Raw genomic sequence first — 19,846 nt, forward strand, 5'->3', positions numbered from 1 at the left:
ACGGCAGGCAATGGCGCTTCTCGAACTCTTCCCCAATTACATCTGGAATCTGTCGGTCGCGATTGCGCTCGAAAGCGGCGGGCGCGTCGGCGAGATCGTCGATATGTGCCAGCCGATCCGCGATGCGGCGGCGAACGGCGCCGATGCCGGCACGCCTGCGTTCATGGCGCAGTGGGTGGCGATGGCGGACAAGCTGATCGGTCTCGCCGCCGAGGACGAGGCGCGCGGGCGTGGCTTCTCCGCCGCCGCCAAGCTCGATCGTGCGGCTTTGTACCTCATCACCGCCGAGCGGATGCAGGGCCACGGCCATCCCGGTCGCAAGGAAACCTACGCCAAGGCGCTCGCGACGTTCGACAAGGCGACGTTGCTGGGCAAGGCCAACCGGGAGCGGGTTGAGATCCCGCTCGAAACCGGCACGATGCCGGCGCTGTGGACGCGCGCGCCGGGCGAGGGGCCGCATCCCGCCGTCGTGTATTGCAACGGCCTCGATAGCTGCAAGGAACTGCTGTTCTGGTCGTGGCTGCCCGATGCGCTGGCGCGGCGCGGCATTTCGACGTTGTGCGTCGATCAACCCGGCAGCGGCGAGGCATTGCGCCTCCAGAATCTGTCGGTCGATCCGCACAGTGAGCATTGGGCGTCTAAGGCGGTCGATTGGCTTGAGATCCAGCCCGATGTCGATGCCAAACGGATCGGCATGACCGGCATTTCGCTCGGCGGCCATTTCGCGCCGCGCGCGGTCGCGTTCGAACCGCGCTTCGCCAGCGGTGCGGTATGGGGCGCGAACCACAATTGGGCCGAGGTCCAGCAGAAGCGCTTGCGGCGTGAGGGCGAGAACCCGGTGCCGCATTATTGGGCGCATGTGATGTGGGCGTTCGGCGCGACGGACATGGAGGATTTCCACGCCAAATCCGCCGCGATGACGCTCGACGGGGTGATGCAGCGGATCACCGTGCCGTTCCTCGTCACCCACGGCGAGAAGGACCGTCAGATCGCGCTCGATTACGCGCATCAGGCCTATGACCAGCTCACCAGCAGCCCGCAGCGCGAATTGAAGATCTTCACCCCGCGCGAGGGCGGCGTCGAGCATGTCGGCGCCGACAACATGGCCTATGGCCGCGACTATATCGCCGACTGGTTCGCCGATACGCTGGGAGGGCACACCGCATGAGCCGCCGTTTCGTCGATCTGTCGATCACGCTCGAAAACGACGTCATCACTGATCCGCCGTTCATGCGGCCCAAGATCACCTATCAGACGCACGGTGAGACCGTCACCGAACTCCAGCATTTCTTTCCCGGCGTGACGGCGGACCAGACGCCGGACGGCGCCGGTTTCGCGGCGGCGGAGATGGTGACGATGTCGACGCACAACGGCACGCACCTCGACGCGCCCTATCACTTCCACCCGACGATGGACGGCGGCGAACGCGCGATCACGATCGACGAAGTGCCGCTCGACTGGTGCTTCCGCCCCGGCGTAAAGCTCGATTTCCGCCATTTCGACGACGGCCATGTCGTGACGGCGGAAGAGGTGGAAGCGGAACTGGCGCGGATCGACTATGATCTTCAGCCGCTCGACATCGTTTTGGTCAACACCCGCGCGGGCGGCGCGCTCGGCGATCCCAATTTCGTCAACATCGGCTGCGGCATGGGGTACGAAGCGACGATGTACCTTACCGAGCGCGGCGTGCGCGTGACCGGCACCGATGCGTGGAGCTGGGACGCGCCGTTCAGCTACACCGCGAAGAAGGTCGCCGAGACCGGCGACACGTCGCTGATCTGGGAGGGGCATAAGGCTGGCCGCGACATCGGCTATTGTCACCTCGAAAAGCTGCACAATCTCGAGGCGCTGCCGGCGCACGGCTTCACCGTCTCGTGCTTCCCGCACAAGGTTAAGGGCGGCTCGGCCGGCTGGACCCGCGCCGTCGCGATCTTCGAGGAATAAGCGCATGCGCCTTGCCACCCGCCGCGACGGTTCGCCCGACGGCGAACTGATCGTCGTCTCCACAGACGGCGCGCGTTGCCGCTCCGCCGGACCGGATTTGCCCAATCTGGTTGCCGCGATCGAACGCTGGGACACGGCCGAGCCGGCGTTGCGTGCGCTCGCCGATGTGCTGGAGGCAGGCGAGGGCGATCCGCTCGATGCCGCGACCCTCGCCGCGCCGCTACCGCGCTCGTGGCAATGGCTCGACGGCTCGGCCTTCGCGACGCATGGCGAACTGATGCAGGTCGCGTTCGGCCTGGACCCGGTGCCGACCGATCGCCCGTTGATGTATCAAGGCATCTCCGATCGCTTCTACGGCCCGCGCGACGACGTACCGTTTCCCGATCCGGCGCTCGGCATCGATTTCGAAGGCGAGTTCGGCGTGATCGTCGATGCGGTGCCGATGGGCGTCTCGCCCGAACAGGCGGCGGCGCACATCCGGCTGATCGTCCAGATCAACGACTGGTCGCTCCGCGCGGTCGCGCCGATCGAGATGAAGACCGGGTTCGGCTGGGTGCAGGCCAAGCCACCGTGCAGCGTCGCGCCGTTCGCGGTGACGCCCGATGCGCTCGGCGCCGACTGGCGCGACGGGCGGGTGGCGATGGATTTGCTGGTCGATTGGAACGGCGAGCGCTTCGGCGCAGCCAACGGCGTGGAGATGCAGTGGAGCTTTCCTGAACTGGTCGCCCACGCCGCACGCACGCGCGATCTGGTCGCCGGGACGATCATCGGTTCGGGCACCGTCTCGAACGCGAATTATGCCGAGGTCGGCTCGTCTTGCATCTCGGAACGCCGCGCGATCGAGATCATCGCGAGCGGTGCGCCCGCCACGCGCTTCATGGCCGACGGCGACACGATCCGCATGGAAGCGCGCGCGGGCAATGGCGGCGCGCCGTTCGGGGTGATCGAACAGCGCGTCGCGGTGCGCGGACAAACAATCTAACCGTTATCCGACCCGGTTCGCCACCAGATCATCGACCACCGCCGGATCGGCCAGCGTCGATGTATCGCCGAGCGCGGAGACATCGCCTTCTGCGATCTTGCGCAGAATGCGGCGCATGATCTTGCCGCTGCGCGTCTTGGGCAGGCCGGGGGCGAATTGCAGCTTGTCGGGGGTGGCGATCGGGCCGATCTCGGTGCGGACCCATTTGACCAGATCGCGGCGCAGATCGTCGGACGGCGTCTCGCCGGCGTTGAGCGTCACATAGGCATAGATGCCCTGACCCTTGATCTCGTGCGGCATGCCGACCACCGCCGCCTCGGCGACCTGCGGGTGTAGCACCAGCGCGCTTTCGACCTCGGCGGTGCCCATGCGATGTCCGGACACGTTGATGACATCATCGACGCGCCCGGTGATCCAATAATAGCCGTCTTCATCGCGTCGGCAGCCATCGCCGGTGAAATATTTGCCGCGATAGGTGGTGAAATAGGTCTGGAAGAAGCGGTCGTGATCGCCCCAGACGGTCCGCATCTGGCCGGGCCAGCTCCGCGCGATGACGAGATTGCCCTCGGTCGCGCCGGTCAGCACCTGGCCCTCGGTGTCGACGATCTGGAGATCGACGCCGGGCATCGGCTTGGTCGCCGAGCCGGGCTTGAGCGCGGTCGCGCCGGGCAGGGGGGCGATCATCGCGCCGCCGGTCTCGGTCTGCCACCAGGTATCGATGACCGGGCAGCGGCCCTCGCCGACGATATCGTGATACCAGCGCCAAGCCTCGGGGTTGATCGGCTCGCCGACCGTGCCGAGCAGCTTGAGCGACTTTCGGCTGGTCTTGGTGACGAATTCGTCGCCGTCTTTCATCAGCGCGCGCAAGGCAGTGGGGGCGGTGTAGACGGTGTGGACCTGATGGCGGTCGCAGACCTCCCAGATGCGGCTCGCGTCGGGCCAATTGGGCAGGCCCTCGTACATCAAGGTCGTCGCGCCATTGGCGAGCGGGCCATAGATAACGTAGCTGTGCCCGGTCACCCAGCCGATATCGGCGGCGCACCACCAGACATCGCCCGCGCGATAATCGAACGCCAGTTCGTGGGTCAGGCTCGCCCACAGCAGATAGCCGCCCGAGGTGTGCAGCACGCCCTTGGGCTGGCCGGTGGAGCCCGAGGTGTAGAGCAGGAACAACGGGTCTTCGGCGCCCATCGGTTCGGGCGGGCAGACGGTCGATACGCTCGCCGCCGCCTCGTGATACCACACGTCGCGGCCCGGCTGCATCGTCACCGCGCCGCCGGTCGCGCGCACCACGATCACCTGCTTGAGGGCAGGCGCGTGCGCGGCGCAGGCATCGACATTGGCCTTGAGCGGCACGGCCTTGCCGCCGCGCCGGCCTTCGTCGGCGGTGATGACGATGCGGCTGTCGCAATCGGTGATCCGGCCGGCCAGCGCCTCGGGCGAGAAGCCGCCGAACACCACCGAATGAATCGCGCCGACTCGCGCGCAGGCGAGCAGGGCGAACGCCGCCTCGGGAATCATCGGCAGATACACGGTGACGCGGTCGCCCTTGGCGACGCCCTGCGCCTTCAGCACGTTGGCAAAGCGGCAGACTTCGGTGTGCAACTCGGCGTAGGTGAAGCGGCGCGGCTCGGCCTTGGGATCGTCCGGTTCCCAGATCAGCGCGATCTGGTCGGCGCGCTTGGCGAGATGGCGGTCGATGCAATTGGCCGCGACGTTGAGCTTGCCGTCGGCGAACCATTGGATGTGGAAATCGGCCTCGTCGAACGACCAGTCGCCGGCGATCTCGGGCCGCTTGATCCAGTCGAGCCGGCGCGCCTGTTCGAGCCAGAAACTGCCCGGATCAGCGAGCGAGCGGCCATAGAGCTTGTCATACCCCTCGGCATCCACGCGCGCGCGCTTCGCCCACTCTGCGGGCACGGGGTAAAGGCTCTGTTCTGACATACCGATCTCCTGAGCAGCCCTTTGCCGATGAGGGGGCCGCGTTGCAAGCAGCCGCGCGTGCGGCGGTCTTGTTTTGGCGCCGCGCATTTGCCAAGCGTGCGCCACCGCTATCGCGGGGGACGAAAGGGCGAACCATGATCCTGATGTTGTTGCTCCAGGCCGCCGTGCCGGAACCGGCCGGCTGGACGACCGTGGCGAAGATCGATCCGACGACGCATCTCGGCTCGACCTCGGTCTCGACGCACAGCGCGGATGGCAACGCGCGGCTGGTGGTGCGGTGCGACCGTAGCGCGCCCGGCACCAACGCGGTTTCGGTCCAGTTCATTCCCAAGCCGCCGTTCGCCAAGGCATCGCCGCGCCCGGTGACGATCACTGCCGACAATGGCCCGGCGCTCGGCATCAACTGGGAGTTTCCCGGCGGCGGCGCGTACACCGCGCAGGATGGGGTGGTGACGACGCTGACGGTGGCGATCGCGCATGCCAAGTCGATCAAGGTCCGCGCGATCGATCCCGCCAACCTGCCGGTCGATGCGGTGTTCGCCGGGCCGGGCAGCGAAGCGCCGATCCGCCAGACGGTCGAGGCGTGCGGCTATGTGTTTGGCCAAATGCCCGCGCCGCCGCCGCCACCGCCCGCCGCGAAGTCGGACGACGCTGACAATTGATTCATAAAACGGGGAGAGAGACATGAAGCTCGGACGGCTCAATCATATCGGCGTGGCGACGCCATCGATCGACGCGTCGATCGCGCTCTACCGCGACGTGCTCGGCGCGACGACGATCGGCGAACCGTTCGATCTGCCCGCGCAGGGCGTGAAAGTGTGCTTCGTCGATACCCCCAACGCGCAGATCGAGCTGATCGAGCCGCTCGGCGAAGCGTCGCCGATCCACGGTTTCATCGCCAAGAACCCGGCGGGCGGGCAGCATCATGTCTGCTACGAGGTGCCCGACATCCACGCCGCGAAGACCTGGTTCGAGGGCAAGGGCGCGCGCGTGCTCGGCGAACCGCGCATCGGCGCGCATGGCACCTTGGTGTTCTTCGTCCACCCCAAGGACATGGGTGGCGTGCTGACCGAAATCATGGAGACGCCCGCAGGCACGCATTGATCGGCGTGCCCGTTCCACGGTGATCCTGCGGGGTCACATGGAACGGGTTCGCCCCAGCGTTAGCCGATTCCCATGATCCGCGCGTTGAGCGCGCGGTCGCTGCCGCCGGCGGCGAAATCGTCGAAGGCGTGGTCGGTCACGCGGATGATGTGCTTGGCGATGAACGGCGCGCCCTCGGCCGCGCCTTGCTCGGGATGCTTGAGCGCGCATTCCCATTCGAGCACCGCCCAGCCGGCGAAATCATATTGCGCCATCTTCGAAAAGATCTGCGCGAAATCGACCTGCCCGTCGCCGAGCGAGCGGAAGCGACCGGGCCGATCGACCCAGCGCTGATAGCCGCCGTACACGCCCGAGCGCCCGTTCGGGCGGAATTCGGCGTCCTTGACGTGGAAGCACTTCACGCGCTCGTGATAGATGTCGAGGAAGGCGAGATAATCGAGCTGTTGCAGCACGAAATGCGACGGATCGTAGAGGATGTTGGCGCGGGGATGGTTGCCGACTCGCTCCAGGAACATCTCGAACGTGACACCGTCGTGCAGATCCTCGCCGGGGTGGATTTCATAGCCGATATCGACACCGTTCTCATCGAACACGTCGAGGATCGGCTTCCAGCGCCGCGCGAGTTCGTCGAACGCATCCTCGACCAGACCGGCGGGGCGTTGCGGCCACGGATAGATATAGGGCCAGGCCAGCGCGCCCGAGAAACTCGCGTGGGTGGTGAGGCCAAGCCGGCGGCTGGCGCGCGCGGCGAGATGCATCTGCTCGACCGCCCATTGCTGCCGCGCCACCGGATTGCCGCGAACATGCTCGGCGGCGAAACCGTCGAACTGCGCGTCATAGGCCGGATGCACCGCGACGAGCTGGCCTTGCAGATGGGTCGATAGCTCGGTCAGCGTCAGGCCCTTGCCGGCGAGCAGACCGAGCACTTCGTCGCAATAGTCCTGACTGTCGGCCGCCTTGGCGAGATCGAACAGACGCGCGTCCCAGCTCGGGATCTGCACGCCCTTGTAGCCGAGGCCAGCCGCCCAGGTGGTGATGCTGTCCAGCGTGTTGAACGGCGCGGCATCGCCCGCGAACTGGGCGAGGAAGATCGCCGGTCCCTTGATGGTCTTCATGCTGTGGTCCTCGTGTCAGAAAAGGGAAGCTTGTGGGGCGCCAAGCTGATAGGCGGCGCAGCATGGTCAGCAGCACCTTCGACCTGTTCAAGATCGGCGTGGGTCCGTCGAGTTCGCATACGATGGGGCCGATGCGCGCCGCCGCCGATTTCGCGCGCCTTGCGGGCGAGGGCACGGCGCGCGTCGAAGTGCTGCTGTTCGGCTCGCTCGCGCTGACGGGCAAGGGCCATGCCACCGATCGCGCGATCCTGCTCGGCCTTGCCGGGCATGTCCCTGCGACGATCGACCCCGATGTCGCCGATACCGAGGTCGCCGCGATCCGCGCCAACCGGCGGCTGATGCTCGGCGGCACCCGCGAGGTCGCATTCGACGAAGCCACCGACCTGCTGTTTCGCCCGCGCGAACGGCTCGATTTTCACAGCAATGCGATGACCTTCGCCGCGTTCGACGCGAGCGGCGCGGAGACGCTGCGCCGCACCTATTATTCGATCGGCGGCGGTGCGGTGCTCGATCAGGACGAGATCGGCCGCAATGCCGCGCCCGAAGGCGGCTGGGACGTGCCCAACCGCTTCCGCTCGGGTGACGAGCTGCTCGCGCTCGCCTTGCGCACCGGCAAGACGATCGCGGCGCTGATGCGCGAGAATGAGGAAGCCACGCTTGCGCCCGAGGAAGTCTCGGCGCGGCTGGCGGAAATCCGCGACGCGATGGCGGCGTGTATCGATCGCGGTATCCGCTCCGACATGGCCGAACTGCCCGGCGGCTTGCGCGTCAAGCGGCGCGCGCCCGGCATCCACCGCACGTTGGTCGCGCGGCAGGAACGCGCGCTCGCCGATCCGCTGACGGTGATCGACTGGATCAACCTGTGGGCGCTCGCGGTGAACGAGGAGAATGCCGCGGGCGGCAAGGTCGTCACCGCGCCGACCAACGGCGCGGCGGGAATCGTGCCGGCGGTGCTGCGCTATTACGAACGCTTCGCGCCGAGCGCGACGCCGCGCGGGGTGGAGGATTTCCTGCTGACGGCAGCGGCGATTGGCTTTCTGTTCAAGGAGAACGCCTCGATCTCGGGCGCCGAGGTCGGCTGTCAGGGTGAGGTCGGCGTCGCCTGCTCGATGGCGGCGGCTGGGCTGGCTGCCGCGCTGGGCGCGACCCCGGAGCAGATCGAGAATGCCGCCGAGATCGGCATGGAGCACAACCTTGGCCTCACCTGTGATCCGGTCGCCGGGCTGGTGCAGGTGCCGTGTATCGAGCGCAATGCGGTCGGCTCGATCAAGGCGATTGAGGCGACCCGGCTGGCGATGCTTGGCGATGGCACCCACCGCGTCAGTCTCGATCAGGTGATCGAGACGATGCGCCGCACCGGGCTCGACATGTCCGAACGCTACAAGGAAACCTCGCTCGGGGGCCTTGCCGTCAACGTCGTCGAGTGTTGAGCCGGGCATTGCTCAGACGCCGAATGGCACCCAGCCGGCGCGATCGCGGCTGGCGGCGACTGCGATCGCGATGAACGCCATGCCGCGCAGGCCATCTTCGATGCCGGGCAGCAGCGGTGCCGGCTCGCCGCGCAGCAGCGCCGCGAAATCCCGGTAGAGATTGGCGAACGCCTCCAGATAGCCCTCGGGATGCCCGCCCGGCGTGCGCGTGCGCGCCGCCGCGTCGGCGCCGAGCAACCCGGTGCCGGCGCGCACCACCGAGCAGCCGCCATCGAGATCGTAGAGCGTCAGGCTGTTCGGCTCTTCCTGCTTCCAGACGAGGCCGCCCCGGTCGCCATAGGCGCGGATGCGCAGGCCGTTGAGTTCGCCAACCTCGATCTGTGAGGCGAGCAGCACGCCGCGCGCGCCATTCTCGAAGCGCAGCAGCACGGTGCAATCGTCGTCGAGCGCGCGGCCCGGGACCACCGCCGCCAGATCGGCGAGCAGTTCGGTGACGCGCAAGCCGGTCACGAACTCGGCGAGCTGGAGCGCATGCACGCCGATGTCGCCGATGCAGCCGCCTTCGCCCGCGCGCGCCGGATCGACTCGCCACTCGGCCTGCTTGCCGCTCGCTTCGCCGGCCAGCCAGCCTTGCGGATATTCGACCACGACCTTGCGGATCGTGCCGAGCGCGCCCGCCGCGATCCGCGCGCGCGCCTCGCGCACCAGGGGATAACCCGAATAGGTGTAGGTAAGCGCGTAAGGGAGGCCGGCTGCGCGCACCACATCGGCCAGTTCGTGCGCTTCCGCCAGCGTTGCAGTCGCCGGCTTGTCGCTCAGCACCGGGATGCCGGCGGCGAGCGCGGCGCGCGCAGCGGGAAGGTGATGGTGATTCGGGCTGACGATCGTGACGAAATCGACCCCGTCCGCGCGTGCCGCCTCGCCCGCGATCAGCGTTGCAACGTCGGCATAGGCGCGACTCGGATCGATCCGGTATTGTTCGCCCGCCGCGCGCGAACGGCCGGCGTCGCTGGAGAAGGCGCCGGCGACCAGCTCGATCTCGCGGTCGAGCTCGGCGGCGATGCGATGGACCGGGCCGATGAACGATCCTGGGCCGCCGCCGATCATCCCCATTCGTAACCGTCGCATCCTTACTCTCCAAAGTTATATTTGTAATTCGTATTCTATTTTGTTAGCGCCAGGTTCGTCAAGCAGCGAGGCGGCATCAGTCCGTCCGATCGGAGGGATATAGATGCGCGCGATACGCTCCTTCTTCACAGGTCTCACGCTCCGTCCGCAAGGGGTTACGGTGGTGGCGGCGGGATTTCTGCCGATCTTCGCGATCGTCTCGATGTTCCCGATCGTCGCGGCGATGATCCAGCATTTCGCCGACGATCCCGACGCCAAGACCAAGGTGCCGCTGATGGTGACGGCGCCCGGCCTCACCATCGCGATCCTCGCACCGTTCATGGGCTTCTTCGTCGATCGCTTCGGCAGGCGGCCGCTGCTGCTCGGCTGCACCTTGCTCTACGGCGTGTTCGGCACCTTGCCGTTCTTCCTCCAGAGCCTCGATGCGATCCTCGCGACGCGGCTGATGCTGGGCGTGTGCGAGGCGGGCATCCTGACGATCGTCAACACGCTGATCGGCGATTACTGGGATGATCGCGGGCGGCGCAACTGGCTGTTTCTGCAAGGCATGGCTGGGCCGTTCCTGGCGTCGGGCGTGATCTTGCTGTCGGGCACGGTCGCCTCGATGCGGTGGAATGGCGGGTTCCTCGTCTATCTCGTCGCCTTCCCGATCTTCTTCGCGATGGTGCGCTATTTGTTCGAGCCGAAGCCGCCCGAAGCGACGGTCGACACGGCCGAAGCCCCGCCGGCGAGCGCGTTTCCGGTCGCATCGGCGGCGGTGGTCGCGGTGGCGACGCTGTTCTGCGCGGCGCTCTATTACGTGTTCATCGTCAACGGCAGCATCGTATTCCAGGAAATCGGTATCAACGATCCCGGCGCGGTCGGGCGGATGACCGCGATCCCCAGCCTGTTCATCATGCTCGGCGCGGTGATCTTCCGCTTGCTCTCCGGGCGCGGCAACGCCGTGCAGATCGCGACCTTCCTCGGGCTGATGGGGCTGGGCCTCGCCGGGCTAGGATTGGCGCGGACGGTTCCGGTGCTGTTCGCGTCGCTGTGCCTCCAGCAGACCGCCGCCGGTATGGCGGTGCCGACGCTGATCGCCTGGGCGCAGACCAAATTCCCGTTCGCGCATCGCGGGCGCGGCATGGGCATCTGGAGCAGCGCCTTCTTCCTCGGGCAGTTCGTGTCGCCGCTGATCGTCCACCGGCTCGATCTCGTCGCCGGATCGATGCAGGGCGCGTTCCTGATCACGGGCATCGCGTCGCTGGTGATTACGCTGGTCGCGCTCGCGGCATCGCTGCGCGGCCGTACGCCCGCGCTGGCGGCGCGCTGAGCGATGCGAGTCACGCTCGCGGCGCTCGCGCTGTTCGCCGCAGCGCCCGCGATCGCCGCCGATGCGGCCCCGGCGTTCACGATCGCGCTGGCACATCGTCCCGAGGTGCCGGCTGAAATCGCGCTTGGCACGCCAAAGAAACCCGCGATGCCGCCGGAACAATGGCAGTGGATCAACGGCGATCTCGGCGTCCGCAACGTTTCCGAGGCGACGCTGACCCCGGTGCTGCCAGCCGCCGGGGCCGAGACCGGCGCGGCGGTGATCGTCGCGCCGGGCGGCGGTTTCCTCGGCCTGGCGATCGATACCGAGGGCTACCGAATTGCGCATTGGCTCGCCGATCATGGCATCGCCGCGTTCGTGCTCAAATATCGCACGCTCGCGACGCCGGCCGATTTCGCCACCTATCGTCGCGAGATGATCGCGGTCCGTACCGGCACCGGCCCGGCGAGCTTTCGCCCACCGGCGGGCACGCCCCCGGAGGCGCTTGCCGACGGCATCGCCGCGCTGAAACTGGTTCGCGCCCGCGCCGCCGAATGGCGTGTCGATCCGGCCCGGATCGGTATGATGGGCTTTTCGGCCGGCGCCTTCACGACGCTGAGTGTCGCGCTCGCCGGCGATCCCGCCGCGCGGCCGGCGTTCATCGCGCCGATCTACGGACCGCTCGATGCCGTGCAGGTACCCGCTGGCGCGCCGCCCATGTTCGTCGCGTTGGCGAGCGACGATCCCTTGTTCTGGAAGGGTGGCACCGGCCTGATCAAAAGCTGGTCGAAGGCGCACGCGCCGGTCGAGTTCCACCTCTATCAGCGTGGCGGCCACGGCTTCGGGCTTGGCGCGGCGGGAACCACCACGACCGATTGGATCGAGGGTTTCCGGCGCTGGCTGGAAGCAAACGGGATGTTGCGGACACGGTGAAATCCTCCGCTCACGCGGAGGATTTGCTTACCGCGAGAGCGTAACTACCAGCCCAGCATCCTCGGCATCGCGGGCGACGCGCAGCGCGATCGCGCCGGTCATCTCCGTCCAGCCGTCATCACCCCACAGCCGCAGCAAGCGGGGTTCGATAGCGATCTCGACGGGCCGTTCCTCGCCCGGCGCGAGCGTTACCTTGGCGAAGCCGAGCAGCGCGCATTCGGGCGTGTCACGGTACACCTGCACGACGTCCGCGCCGGGGCGGTCGGACAGGTTGCGCACCAGCACCGAGGCCACATCGCCATCGACGCGCGCGTCCGACCAGTCGAACCGCGCATAGCCGAAGCCGCTGCCGAGCGCGTGGCGCGCCGGCGTGCCGTTGGCGATCAGCCCGCGATAGCCGAAGCGTGTGCCCTCATCATAGGCGAGCCGCCCGTCGGCATCGGGGGTGAGCGCATAGCCGCAATATTCCGACTCGGCGCGGGCGATGCTCACCGGCATGCGTCCGCCCGGCTCGCGGTCGCCCGCCAGCACGCTTGCGAGCGCGGGGGCGAAGCCCTGGCCCGGATACCAGGCCACCATCAGCGCGGCGACCTGATCGCCCCATTCAGCATCGAAGGCATGGCCGACGTTGACGATCGCGGCGGTGCGCGGGTTTGCAGCCGCCACTGCCGCGATCAGCGCGAGCTGCTCGGGCGCGAGTTTGGTGTCGGGGCGGTCCTTGCTTTCGACACTCGAATCGGAGGTTTCGCCGACGATCAGGAACACCGCGTCGGCGTCGCGCGCCGCTGCGACCGCACGGGCGAGCATCGCCGCCGGGCTGTCGGGGGTGCGGAGGCCGTACCACAGGCCATGCACGCGCGCCGGCGTATAGCCGAACTCGACGGTGACGATCACCTCCTGTCCGGCCGAAAGCATGACCTCGACGCTGTCGGCGTCGCCGCTTTTCAGCGCGCCCATCACGTCCTTGGCGGGCAGTTCGCGGCCGCCGCGCAGCACTTCGCGCCCATCGACGAGCAGCCGGGCGAGGCCGGTCGCGCCGAGGTAGAAACGATGCGCGCCATCGGCCTCGGCGCGGAACCGGCCGCTTGCGCGCACCGATCCGGGCTGATCGAACCGGCCCTGATCGTGGACGCCGACGAACCATACCAGCGAGTTGGTCGCGCGCGTCTCGCTGAAGCGGGGTTCACCCGAGCAATCTTTGCTGTCGAAATAGTCGAGCGTCATGCCGCTCGCGCAGCCGTCGCCGATGTCGCGCCCCGGTGTTACCGGCATGGCGGGCAAGCGCGGTTGCGGATCGACGCCGGGTTCGAACACGATCTCGCACTCAGCGCCGTAGCGCGCGCGGATCGCGGCGATCGGCGTGGGCGTGTCGGGCGAGACCGAGATCTTGGCGAAGGTGCCGCCCTGATAGCAAGGCGCGGCGGCGTTGGGGCCGATCACCGCGATTCGCTTCACCGCGTTGGGCGCGAGCGGCAGCAGATCGCCTTCGTTGCGCAGCAATACGAAGCCTTCGGCGGCGGCCCGTTCCAGAACCTCGGCGGCCTCTTCGGGCGCGGGCGGAGTCTTCGGCCCGGTCACGCGCCGCGCGGTCGCGGCGACGCGCGCGGCGGCATCCTGCACGCGCGCGGGATCGACGCGACCGGCGGTGACCGCCTCGGCGATCTTCGGCCCCATGAAGCGCGCCGGGCCGGGCATTTCCAGATCGAGTCCGCTGGTGATCGTGCCCTCGGTCGAATGCGTGCCGAACCAGTCGCTCATCACCAGATAGGGGAAGCGCCACTCGTCTTTTACGATGCGCGTGATGACGTGCGCCTGTTCCGAGCACCAGTCGCCGTTGACGCGATTGTACGCGGCGAGCATCCCGACGCAGCCGGCGGCGGCGGCGAGTTCGAACGGCAGCAGATACACTTCGCGCAGCGTGCGTTCATCGACGCGCACATCGACGAAATCGCGCCCGGTTTCGCTGTCGTTGCAGACGAGATGCTTGGCGACCGATCCGGTGCCGGTCGATTGCAGCCCGGTGATCCACGCCGCGCCGAGCACGCCCGCCAGCAGCGGATCTTCCGAGAAATATTCGAACGCGCGACCGGCAAGCGGGCTGCGCGCGAGGTTGATGTTGGGCGCGAGCACCGCATCGACCTTGCGCGCGACCGCGTCGCCGCCGATCATCCGACCGACTTCCGCGACCAGCGCGACGTTCCAACTCGCGCCGAGCGCGGTGGGGCAGGGGCTGAGCAGCGAGACTTCGCGCTCGTCGATCCGCCCGCTGGCGATTCCCATCGGTCCGTCGGCCATGCTGAACGACGGGATGTCCGCATCGGCAACCGCAACGCTCGTCCACATCGTCGCGCCCGCCGTCAGCGTGGCGGCTTCGGTCAGGGTCAATTCGCGGGTCATGCCGTTTCCGTTCGTCCGAATGTCATGATCTGGCGCGCCTGCAATGCCACCTGCGCGGCGATGCCGGCATCGACGAGCGTGCCATCCGCGCCGAATGGCTTCTGCTCGATCGAGTTGATCGCGATCCCGACCGGCGTTGGCCAGCCGCGCATCGCGTGGACAATGCCACGCAGCGCGGCGAGCGTGACACCGCCGGCCTGCCATCCCGCCGCCGAGACGATCAGCCCGATCGGCATTCCGTCGAAATAGACGCGCGCGTCGCCGCGCGTGTCTTCGAGCAGGTCGATCGCGTTCTTGACGAGGCCGGAGACGCCGCCGTGATAGCCGGGGCTGGCGATCACCAGCGCGTCAGCCGCGCGCACCGCCGCGACCAACGCTTGCTCGGCGGCGTTGCGGGTCGGCGCCTCGGGGTTGAAGTGCGGCAGTTCGCTCAGCGCGATACCGTCGAACATCACCGTCTCCGCGCCCAGCGCCGCACACTCCGCCAACACCGCGCGCGCGAGCATTTCGCTCGATGAGCGCGGCCTGAGCGTGCCGCCGATGCCGACGACCCGGCGCGCCATCAGGCGAACGCGGGCATGACCTTGCTCGAAAGCAGGTCAAGCGTCTGGTTGGCGAAAGCGAGCCGCTGCTCGGTGAGCGGGCCGGTGGTGGTGCCGCACAGCACGTTGCCGATGCCGAGTTCCTGATACGGCTTGAGGTGCTCGATCACCGTTTCGGGCGAACCGTACAGGCACCATGTGCCGATCCAGCCCTCGTCGAGCGCGTTGACGTTGACGTCCTTCTTCTTGTTGGCGTCGTCGGTTTCCGCGCGGCGGTTGAATGCGTTCTCGCGGTCGACCGCGTCCTGATAGCCTTTCAGGATGATCTCCAGTTCTTCGCGCGCCTGCTCGTCGGTCTCGGCGATGTGGACACACTGATAGGTGTGCGTCGTCCAGTCGAGCGCCGCCGTGATCTTGGCTTCGTCATGCCCGGCCTCATCGAGCAGGCGCCGATAGTTGCCGAAATGCTTGGTAACGTGCGCGAGCGGCTCGGTGCCGTAGATCTGCGGCGGGGTGAACGCAGGGATGAACGCCGGCCAGGCGTTCTCGGCGGCACGGCGCGCGCTCGATTCGCGGAACGCGACCGGCATCAGCCGGGCGTGGTGTTCGCCGTACGGCGTCGGGGTGATGCGCTGGAGCACGCGGCCCTGATACGGCCCGTTGTCGATCACCACGGCGGGATCGTCCATCCGCTTCGCCCAAAGCTGCTCGGCGGTCGCAAGGTTCTGCTCGGCGAGCGCGCTGGCTTCCTTGTAGTTGACCGCGAAGCCGATCATCTCCTCGGGCGTGGTGCCCGATCCGATGCCGACCAGCAGCTTGCCCTTGGTGAGATGGTCGAGCACGTTGACCCGCTCGGTGAAGCGCACCGGATGATGCAGCGGCACGGACACCACCGAGAAGCCGAAATACATCTCGGGCATCCGCGCCGCGAGATAGGCGGCGAGCAGGAAGCTGTCGCTCGCGATCGGCATGTAGCCGTTGAAATGGTGGTCTGGCATGAAGATCGCCGAGAAGCCGAGATCGCCAGCGCGTTCGGCGTGGCTGATCAGATCGGTGATGAGGCGACCGTCTTCTTCGGGCTTTGTCGAACGAGCGTTGAGGAACACCGAAAAGCGCATTTTTCCCCTCCTTCATTTTAGAATTAGCGTTCTTATTTTGATAGGGTCGGAGAGGCGCTTCTGTCAAGCGTTTGAAAGCAGGATGTTGGCGCTCAAATGCCGTTTTTCCTCAGCGTGATGAGAAGGTAATTCTAATATTCGAGAGGACGCGGATGCCCGGCCTGAAACGTGGAGAAGTTGCATCGTCAGGCCGGTTCGAAGATCGCGCGCGGCAGGCTCGCCGCGCACAGCGCGCACGCCAGCAACAGCACTTCGATGACGATGATCGCGCCGCCGAGGGTGCGTTCGCCGCCGATCGCGAAGAAGGCGCCGCCGACCAATGCCACGCCGAACGCGCCGCCGATCTGCTGCACGGTCTTGAGGATGCCGCTTGCCGCCCCGGCATGGTTGCGTTCGACCCGTGAGACCGCGATCGGCGCGATCGGTGCCGACACCATGCCCATGCCGACGCCCGCGACGAGCACCAGCGGCAACAACGTCCAGAGATCGTGCGTACCGCTCGCGATCCAGCCGAGCGTGCCGCCGTAGAACAGCGCGAGCAGCCCCGCGCCGCCGACGATCAGCCACTTGCCCGCGCGCCGTGCGTAGGTGCGCCCCAGCACCGCCATGCCGAACATCACGCCCGCGCTGAACGGTACGTGGATCAGCCCGGCCTGAAGTGGCGTGAACCCCGACAGTTTCTGGAGCGTGTAGGCGAACAGAAACAGAAAGCCGGTGTTGGCGGCGGAAAAGGCCAGTGCGATGCCGAGGCCGTTGCGGAACACCGCGTTCGACAGCAGCGCCGGATCGAACACCACCGGCAATCGGCGCGCCGCGCGCCGCTTGAGCAGCCGCCACATGAAAACGAGCAGCGCCACACCGCCGAGCAGCAACAGCGCGCTGCTCGCTCCGAAGGCGGCATGTTCGCTTTGGACGAGCGGAAAGAACAAAGCCGCCAGCGCCACGCCGAACAGCGCCGTGCCGATCAGGTCGATCCGCACGCGATCCTCAGCACGGTGACGCGGCAGCAGCCACCAGCCCGCGACGATCGCGAGCACGCCGACCGGCCCGTTGATGAGGAACACGGTGCGCCAGCCCAAGCCACCGATGTTCGCGGCGATCAGCACCCCGCCGAGGATCGGCCCCGAGATCGCCGCGAGGCCGCCGATCACCCCGAACCAGGCGAGGCGCGAGATGCGTTCGACTGGCGTGTACAGCAACTGTATCATCGTCAGCACTTGCGGCGCCATGATTGCACCGGCGGCGCCTTGCGCCACCCGCGCCGCGATCAGCGCGTCCGCGCTACCCGCCGCGCCGCATGCGAGCGAGGCGAGCGTAAAACCGGCGACGCCGAGCAGGAACATCGCGCGCCCGCCGAACAGATCACCCAATCGTCCGCCGAGGATCAGCAGAACCGAGAAGGCGAGCGCATAGCCCGCCACGATCCACTGCGCCGCCGCGCCATCGCCGCCGAAATCGCGCTGGATCGCGGGGAGGGCGGTGTTGACGATCGTCAGATCGACAATCTCCAGCACCAGCCCGATAACGAGCGTGAAGAACGCGAGGCTCTTCTGCCGCGGCGTCATCGCCGCGGGGTCGATCGCGCTCAAATCTTTCCTTCTTTCAGCATCGTCACCGCCGCATCGGCCGCGCGTGCGGTTAGCGCCATATAGGTGAGCGACGGGTTCTGGCACGCCGAGCTGCTCATCTGCGCGCCATCGGTGACGAACAGATTGGCGATCTGATGCGCCTGGCTCCAGCGGTTGAGCACCGAGGTCGCCGGGTCCCAGCCCATGCGCGCGCCGCCCATCTCGTGAATCGCGGTGCCGCCGGGGCCGGGGCGGTCGAAGCCGAACATCACCTGCCCACCGGCCGCGGTCAGCATCTCCGACGCCTCGGCCTTGGCCTGCGCGAGCGCGGCCATTTCTTCCTTGCCGAACGCGAAGGCGACGTTGAGCTGGGGGATGCCGTGGGCGTCGGTCTTGACGGGATCGAGCGTCAGCCGATTGGTGACGCGCGGCACACAATCGGCGAAGCCGACCAGCACCATCCGCCACGGCCCGACCTCGCGCATGCGGGCCTTGTAATCCTCGCCGATGCCGGCCTCGCGCTTGGCGCGTGTCCAGGTGCTTTGCAGCGCGCCGCCCTGAAACGAGAAGCCGCGCGTGTGGCCGATGCCGTCCATCACATCCATGTTGCGGTAGCGCGGGATGATCGCGCCGGTCGGACGGTTGCCGAAGCTGGTATGGCCCTCGAAGCCCGGCATCATCGCCGCCGCCGACAGCGTGTTGGCATGGTCCATGATATGCGTGCCGAGCACGCCGCTGCCGTTGGCGAGGCCGTGCGGCATCGCCTCACTGGTCGAGTTGAGCAGCAGATGGTTCGAGTTGAACGATCCGGCGTTGAGGAACACGATCCGCGCGGTCGCCTGCTTGCGCGTGTTGTCGGTGGTGTCGAACCAGCGCACCCCGGTCACGCGCTTGGTCGCCGGATCGTAGTCGATCTTCTCGACGATCGCGTCGGTGATGAGCGTGAGCCGCCCGGTTTTCTTCGCGGCGGGCAGGGTGCTCGACTGGGTCGAGAAATACGCGCCGTAGGAGCAGCCGCGCGCGCAGATGCTGCGGGAGTGGCAGGCGCCGCGCCCTTGGTCGGGCTTGGGCTCGGTCAGATTGGCGGTGCGGCCGATCGTCAGCACGCGGCCCGGATAGCGCTCTGCCAGCACGCCGCGCACATGCTGCTCGACGACATTGAGCGCCATCGGCGGCTGGAACTTGCCGTCGGGAAGCTGCTTCAGCCCCTCGGCCGCGCCCGACACGCCGATGAACTCCTCGACCTTGTCGTACCACGGCGCGAGATCGGCATAGCGGATCGGCCAATCGGTGCCGTGGCCGTCGCGCTTGTTCGCGCCAAAATCATAGTCGGACCAGCGGTACGATTGCCGCCCCCATGTCAGCGATCGACCGCCGAGCTGATAGCTGCGGAACCAGGTGAAATCGCTGCCCGGCGCGGTGGCATAGGGGTTTTCGGCGTCGTTGACGAAATGCCCTTGCGTGAATTCGGTGAAATGCCGGTTGAGCGCCTGAACCGGATATTCCTCGCGGTAGAGTTCCGCGTCGCCGAGGCCCCGGAACGGCATGTCCCACGGCGCCTTGGTCTCGGTCTCGTAATCGACCTGATGCTCGATCTTGCGCCCGCGCTCGATCATCAGCACGCGCAGGCCCGCTTCGGTCAGTTCCTTGGCCGCCCAGCCGCCGGTGATGCCGGAGCCGACCACGATCACGTCGAATTCAGGAGTGTTCATTTGGGTCATCCGAAATCGACCGCGCTCCAGTCGCTGGAAAAAGCGGGGGTGTGCGGGGCGAGCGGCACGTCCCCGTCGTAGCGACCGGGATCGAGCACATAGCGCAGTTCGCGCGACCCGCCCGCCTGCGAGGTGTAATAGCCGGTCAGGATCAGCGCCTTGATCGCGCGCCACGGGTGTTTGTCGGCGCCTTGCGCGAACGCTTCGGCATCGAGCCGGGCGAGCGCGGCGCTTTGTTCGGCGGGTGTGCGCGCCAGCCAGTCGCTGCGCCCGCGCGCATCGAGCGCATCCTCGAGCCAGTCGAGGAAACGAAGCGACCCGTCCGGTCGCTGGAAGCGCGCGACTTGCGGCATCCCGGCGGCGCCGCTCGGCGCGCGCGTGCCGTCGAGCCCGTGCGCCAGCGCGAGGATGACGAAATCGCCAACCCCCACGTCGGCCGCGCCCGGTGTCGCCGTGCGCGGGATGACGTGCTGGCTGGCGGCGGTGATGATCGCGCGCTGCCGGTCGGTCGGTGCGTCGTCTGGCGACAGTGCCGACAGCGACACCACCGCCGCCGGCACGCCGATCGCCGCAGCGAGCAAGGCAATGCCGCCGATCAGCTCACGCCGGTTCCACTGCTTCGCCTCACTCACGGTCAT

The 19,846-nt window shown here is 67.5% G+C and carries 17 protein-coding genes; 8 read left to right on the top strand and 9 right to left on the bottom strand.

Annotated features, from left to right (window positions below):
- Positions 1 to 10: 10 nt before the first annotated feature.
- From EWE75_RS01460 to EWE75_RS01470, 3 genes are read left to right on the top strand one after another with little or no spacing between them, the layout of a single operon-like run.
- Complete coding sequence (locus tag EWE75_RS01460; RefSeq protein ID WP_130154932.1) at positions 11 to 1,168, top strand: alpha/beta hydrolase family protein; 1,158 nt, start codon at positions 11 to 13, stop codon at positions 1,166 to 1,168.
- Positions 1,165 to 1,944: a cyclase family protein gene (locus EWE75_RS01465; RefSeq protein ID WP_130154933.1), complete on the top strand. Its 780-nt coding sequence runs from the start codon at positions 1,165 to 1,167 to the stop codon at positions 1,942 to 1,944. Before EWE75_RS01460 ends, EWE75_RS01465 begins: the two co-directional genes overlap by 4 nt.
- 4 nt (positions 1,945 to 1,948) lie before the next feature.
- Positions 1,949 to 2,926 carry a fumarylacetoacetate hydrolase family protein gene (locus EWE75_RS01470; RefSeq protein WP_130154934.1) on the top strand — a complete coding sequence of 326 codons (978 nt, stop codon included), beginning with the start codon at positions 1,949 to 1,951 and terminating at the stop codon, positions 2,924 to 2,926.
- A 3-nt stretch (positions 2,927 to 2,929) separates the two neighbouring features.
- Here EWE75_RS01470 and acs read toward each other — a convergent pair whose 3' ends face one another.
- The gene (gene acs, locus EWE75_RS01475; protein WP_130154935.1) at positions 2,930 to 4,870 is read right to left on the bottom strand and encodes an acetate--CoA ligase; all 1,941 of its coding nucleotides are present in this window, start codon (positions 4,868 to 4,870) and stop codon (positions 2,930 to 2,932) included.
- Positions 4,871 to 5,004: 134 nt separating this feature from the next.
- Here acs and EWE75_RS01480 point away from each other — a divergent pair, with 134 nt between their 5' ends.
- Both EWE75_RS01480 and mce read left to right on the top strand, forming a co-directional pair.
- Positions 5,005 to 5,532, top strand: coding sequence for a hypothetical protein (locus EWE75_RS01480; RefSeq protein WP_130154936.1), 528 nt, complete (start codon positions 5,005 to 5,007; stop codon positions 5,530 to 5,532).
- Between the two features lie 22 nt (positions 5,533 to 5,554).
- A complete protein-coding gene (gene mce / locus EWE75_RS01485) occupies positions 5,555 to 5,974 on the top strand; it encodes a methylmalonyl-CoA epimerase (protein WP_130154937.1) in 420 nt (139 codons plus the stop codon).
- Between the two features lie 59 nt (positions 5,975 to 6,033).
- Here the strand turns inward: mce and EWE75_RS01490 are convergent, their stop codons facing one another.
- On the bottom strand, positions 6,034 to 7,089 hold the full coding sequence (locus tag EWE75_RS01490) for a sugar phosphate isomerase/epimerase family protein (RefSeq protein WP_130154938.1): 1,056 nt from the start codon (positions 7,087 to 7,089) through the stop codon (positions 6,034 to 6,036).
- Between the two features lie 62 nt (positions 7,090 to 7,151).
- Between EWE75_RS01490 and EWE75_RS01495 the strand changes: the two genes are divergently transcribed.
- A complete protein-coding gene (locus EWE75_RS01495; protein WP_130154939.1) occupies positions 7,152 to 8,519 on the top strand; it encodes an L-serine ammonia-lyase in 1,368 nt (455 codons plus the stop codon).
- Between the two features lie 12 nt (positions 8,520 to 8,531).
- Here EWE75_RS01495 and EWE75_RS01500 read toward each other — a convergent pair whose 3' ends face one another.
- On the bottom strand, positions 8,532 to 9,647 hold the full coding sequence (locus EWE75_RS01500) for a Gfo/Idh/MocA family protein (protein WP_130154940.1): 1,116 nt from the start codon (positions 9,645 to 9,647) through the stop codon (positions 8,532 to 8,534).
- A 103-nt stretch (positions 9,648 to 9,750) separates the two neighbouring features.
- On the opposite strand from EWE75_RS01500, the gene EWE75_RS01505 reads away from it, so the two are divergent.
- Both EWE75_RS01505 and EWE75_RS01510 read left to right on the top strand, forming a co-directional pair.
- Positions 9,751 to 10,959, top strand: a complete 1,209-nt coding sequence (locus EWE75_RS01505) for an MFS transporter (protein WP_130154941.1) — start codon at positions 9,751 to 9,753, stop codon at positions 10,957 to 10,959.
- Positions 10,960 to 10,962: 3 nt separating this feature from the next.
- Positions 10,963 to 11,871, top strand: coding sequence for an alpha/beta hydrolase (locus EWE75_RS01510; RefSeq protein WP_130154942.1), 909 nt, complete (start codon positions 10,963 to 10,965; stop codon positions 11,869 to 11,871).
- A gap of 27 nt (positions 11,872 to 11,898) precedes the next feature.
- Here EWE75_RS01510 and EWE75_RS01515 read toward each other — a convergent pair whose 3' ends face one another.
- The 6 genes from EWE75_RS01515 to EWE75_RS01540 all read right to left on the bottom strand — a co-directional run bounded on the left by EWE75_RS01515 (position 11,899) and on the right by EWE75_RS01540 (position 19,846).
- A complete protein-coding gene (locus EWE75_RS01515) occupies positions 11,899 to 14,268 on the bottom strand; it encodes a beta-glucosidase (protein WP_130154943.1) in 2,370 nt (789 codons plus the stop codon).
- Positions 14,265 to 14,831 (bottom strand): NADPH-dependent FMN reductase, encoded by a 567-nt coding sequence (locus EWE75_RS01520; RefSeq protein ID WP_130154944.1) that lies wholly within the window; start codon positions 14,829 to 14,831, stop codon positions 14,265 to 14,267. The genes EWE75_RS01515 and EWE75_RS01520 overlap by 4 nt, the downstream gene beginning before the upstream one ends.
- Positions 14,831 to 15,928, bottom strand: coding sequence for an LLM class flavin-dependent oxidoreductase (locus tag EWE75_RS01525; protein ID WP_130154945.1), 1,098 nt, complete (start codon positions 15,926 to 15,928; stop codon positions 14,831 to 14,833). Before EWE75_RS01525 ends, EWE75_RS01520 begins: the two co-directional genes overlap by 1 nt.
- A 185-nt stretch (positions 15,929 to 16,113) precedes the next feature.
- Complete coding sequence (locus EWE75_RS01530) at positions 16,114 to 17,517, bottom strand: MFS transporter (RefSeq protein ID WP_231708147.1); 1,404 nt, start codon at positions 17,515 to 17,517, stop codon at positions 16,114 to 16,116.
- Entirely contained in the window at positions 17,514 to 19,208 is a 1,695-nt protein-coding gene (locus EWE75_RS01535) for a GMC oxidoreductase (RefSeq protein WP_130154946.1), read from the bottom strand. The genes EWE75_RS01530 and EWE75_RS01535 overlap by 4 nt, the downstream gene beginning before the upstream one ends.
- 5 nt (positions 19,209 to 19,213) lie before the next feature.
- Positions 19,214 to 19,846 (bottom strand): gluconate 2-dehydrogenase subunit 3 family protein, encoded by a 633-nt coding sequence (locus tag EWE75_RS01540; protein ID WP_130154947.1) that lies wholly within the window; start codon positions 19,844 to 19,846, stop codon positions 19,214 to 19,216.

Source organism: Sphingomonas populi (genome assembly GCF_004208535.1).
GTDB classification, from domain to species: domain Bacteria; phylum Pseudomonadota; class Alphaproteobacteria; order Sphingomonadales; family Sphingomonadaceae; genus Sphingomonas; species Sphingomonas populi.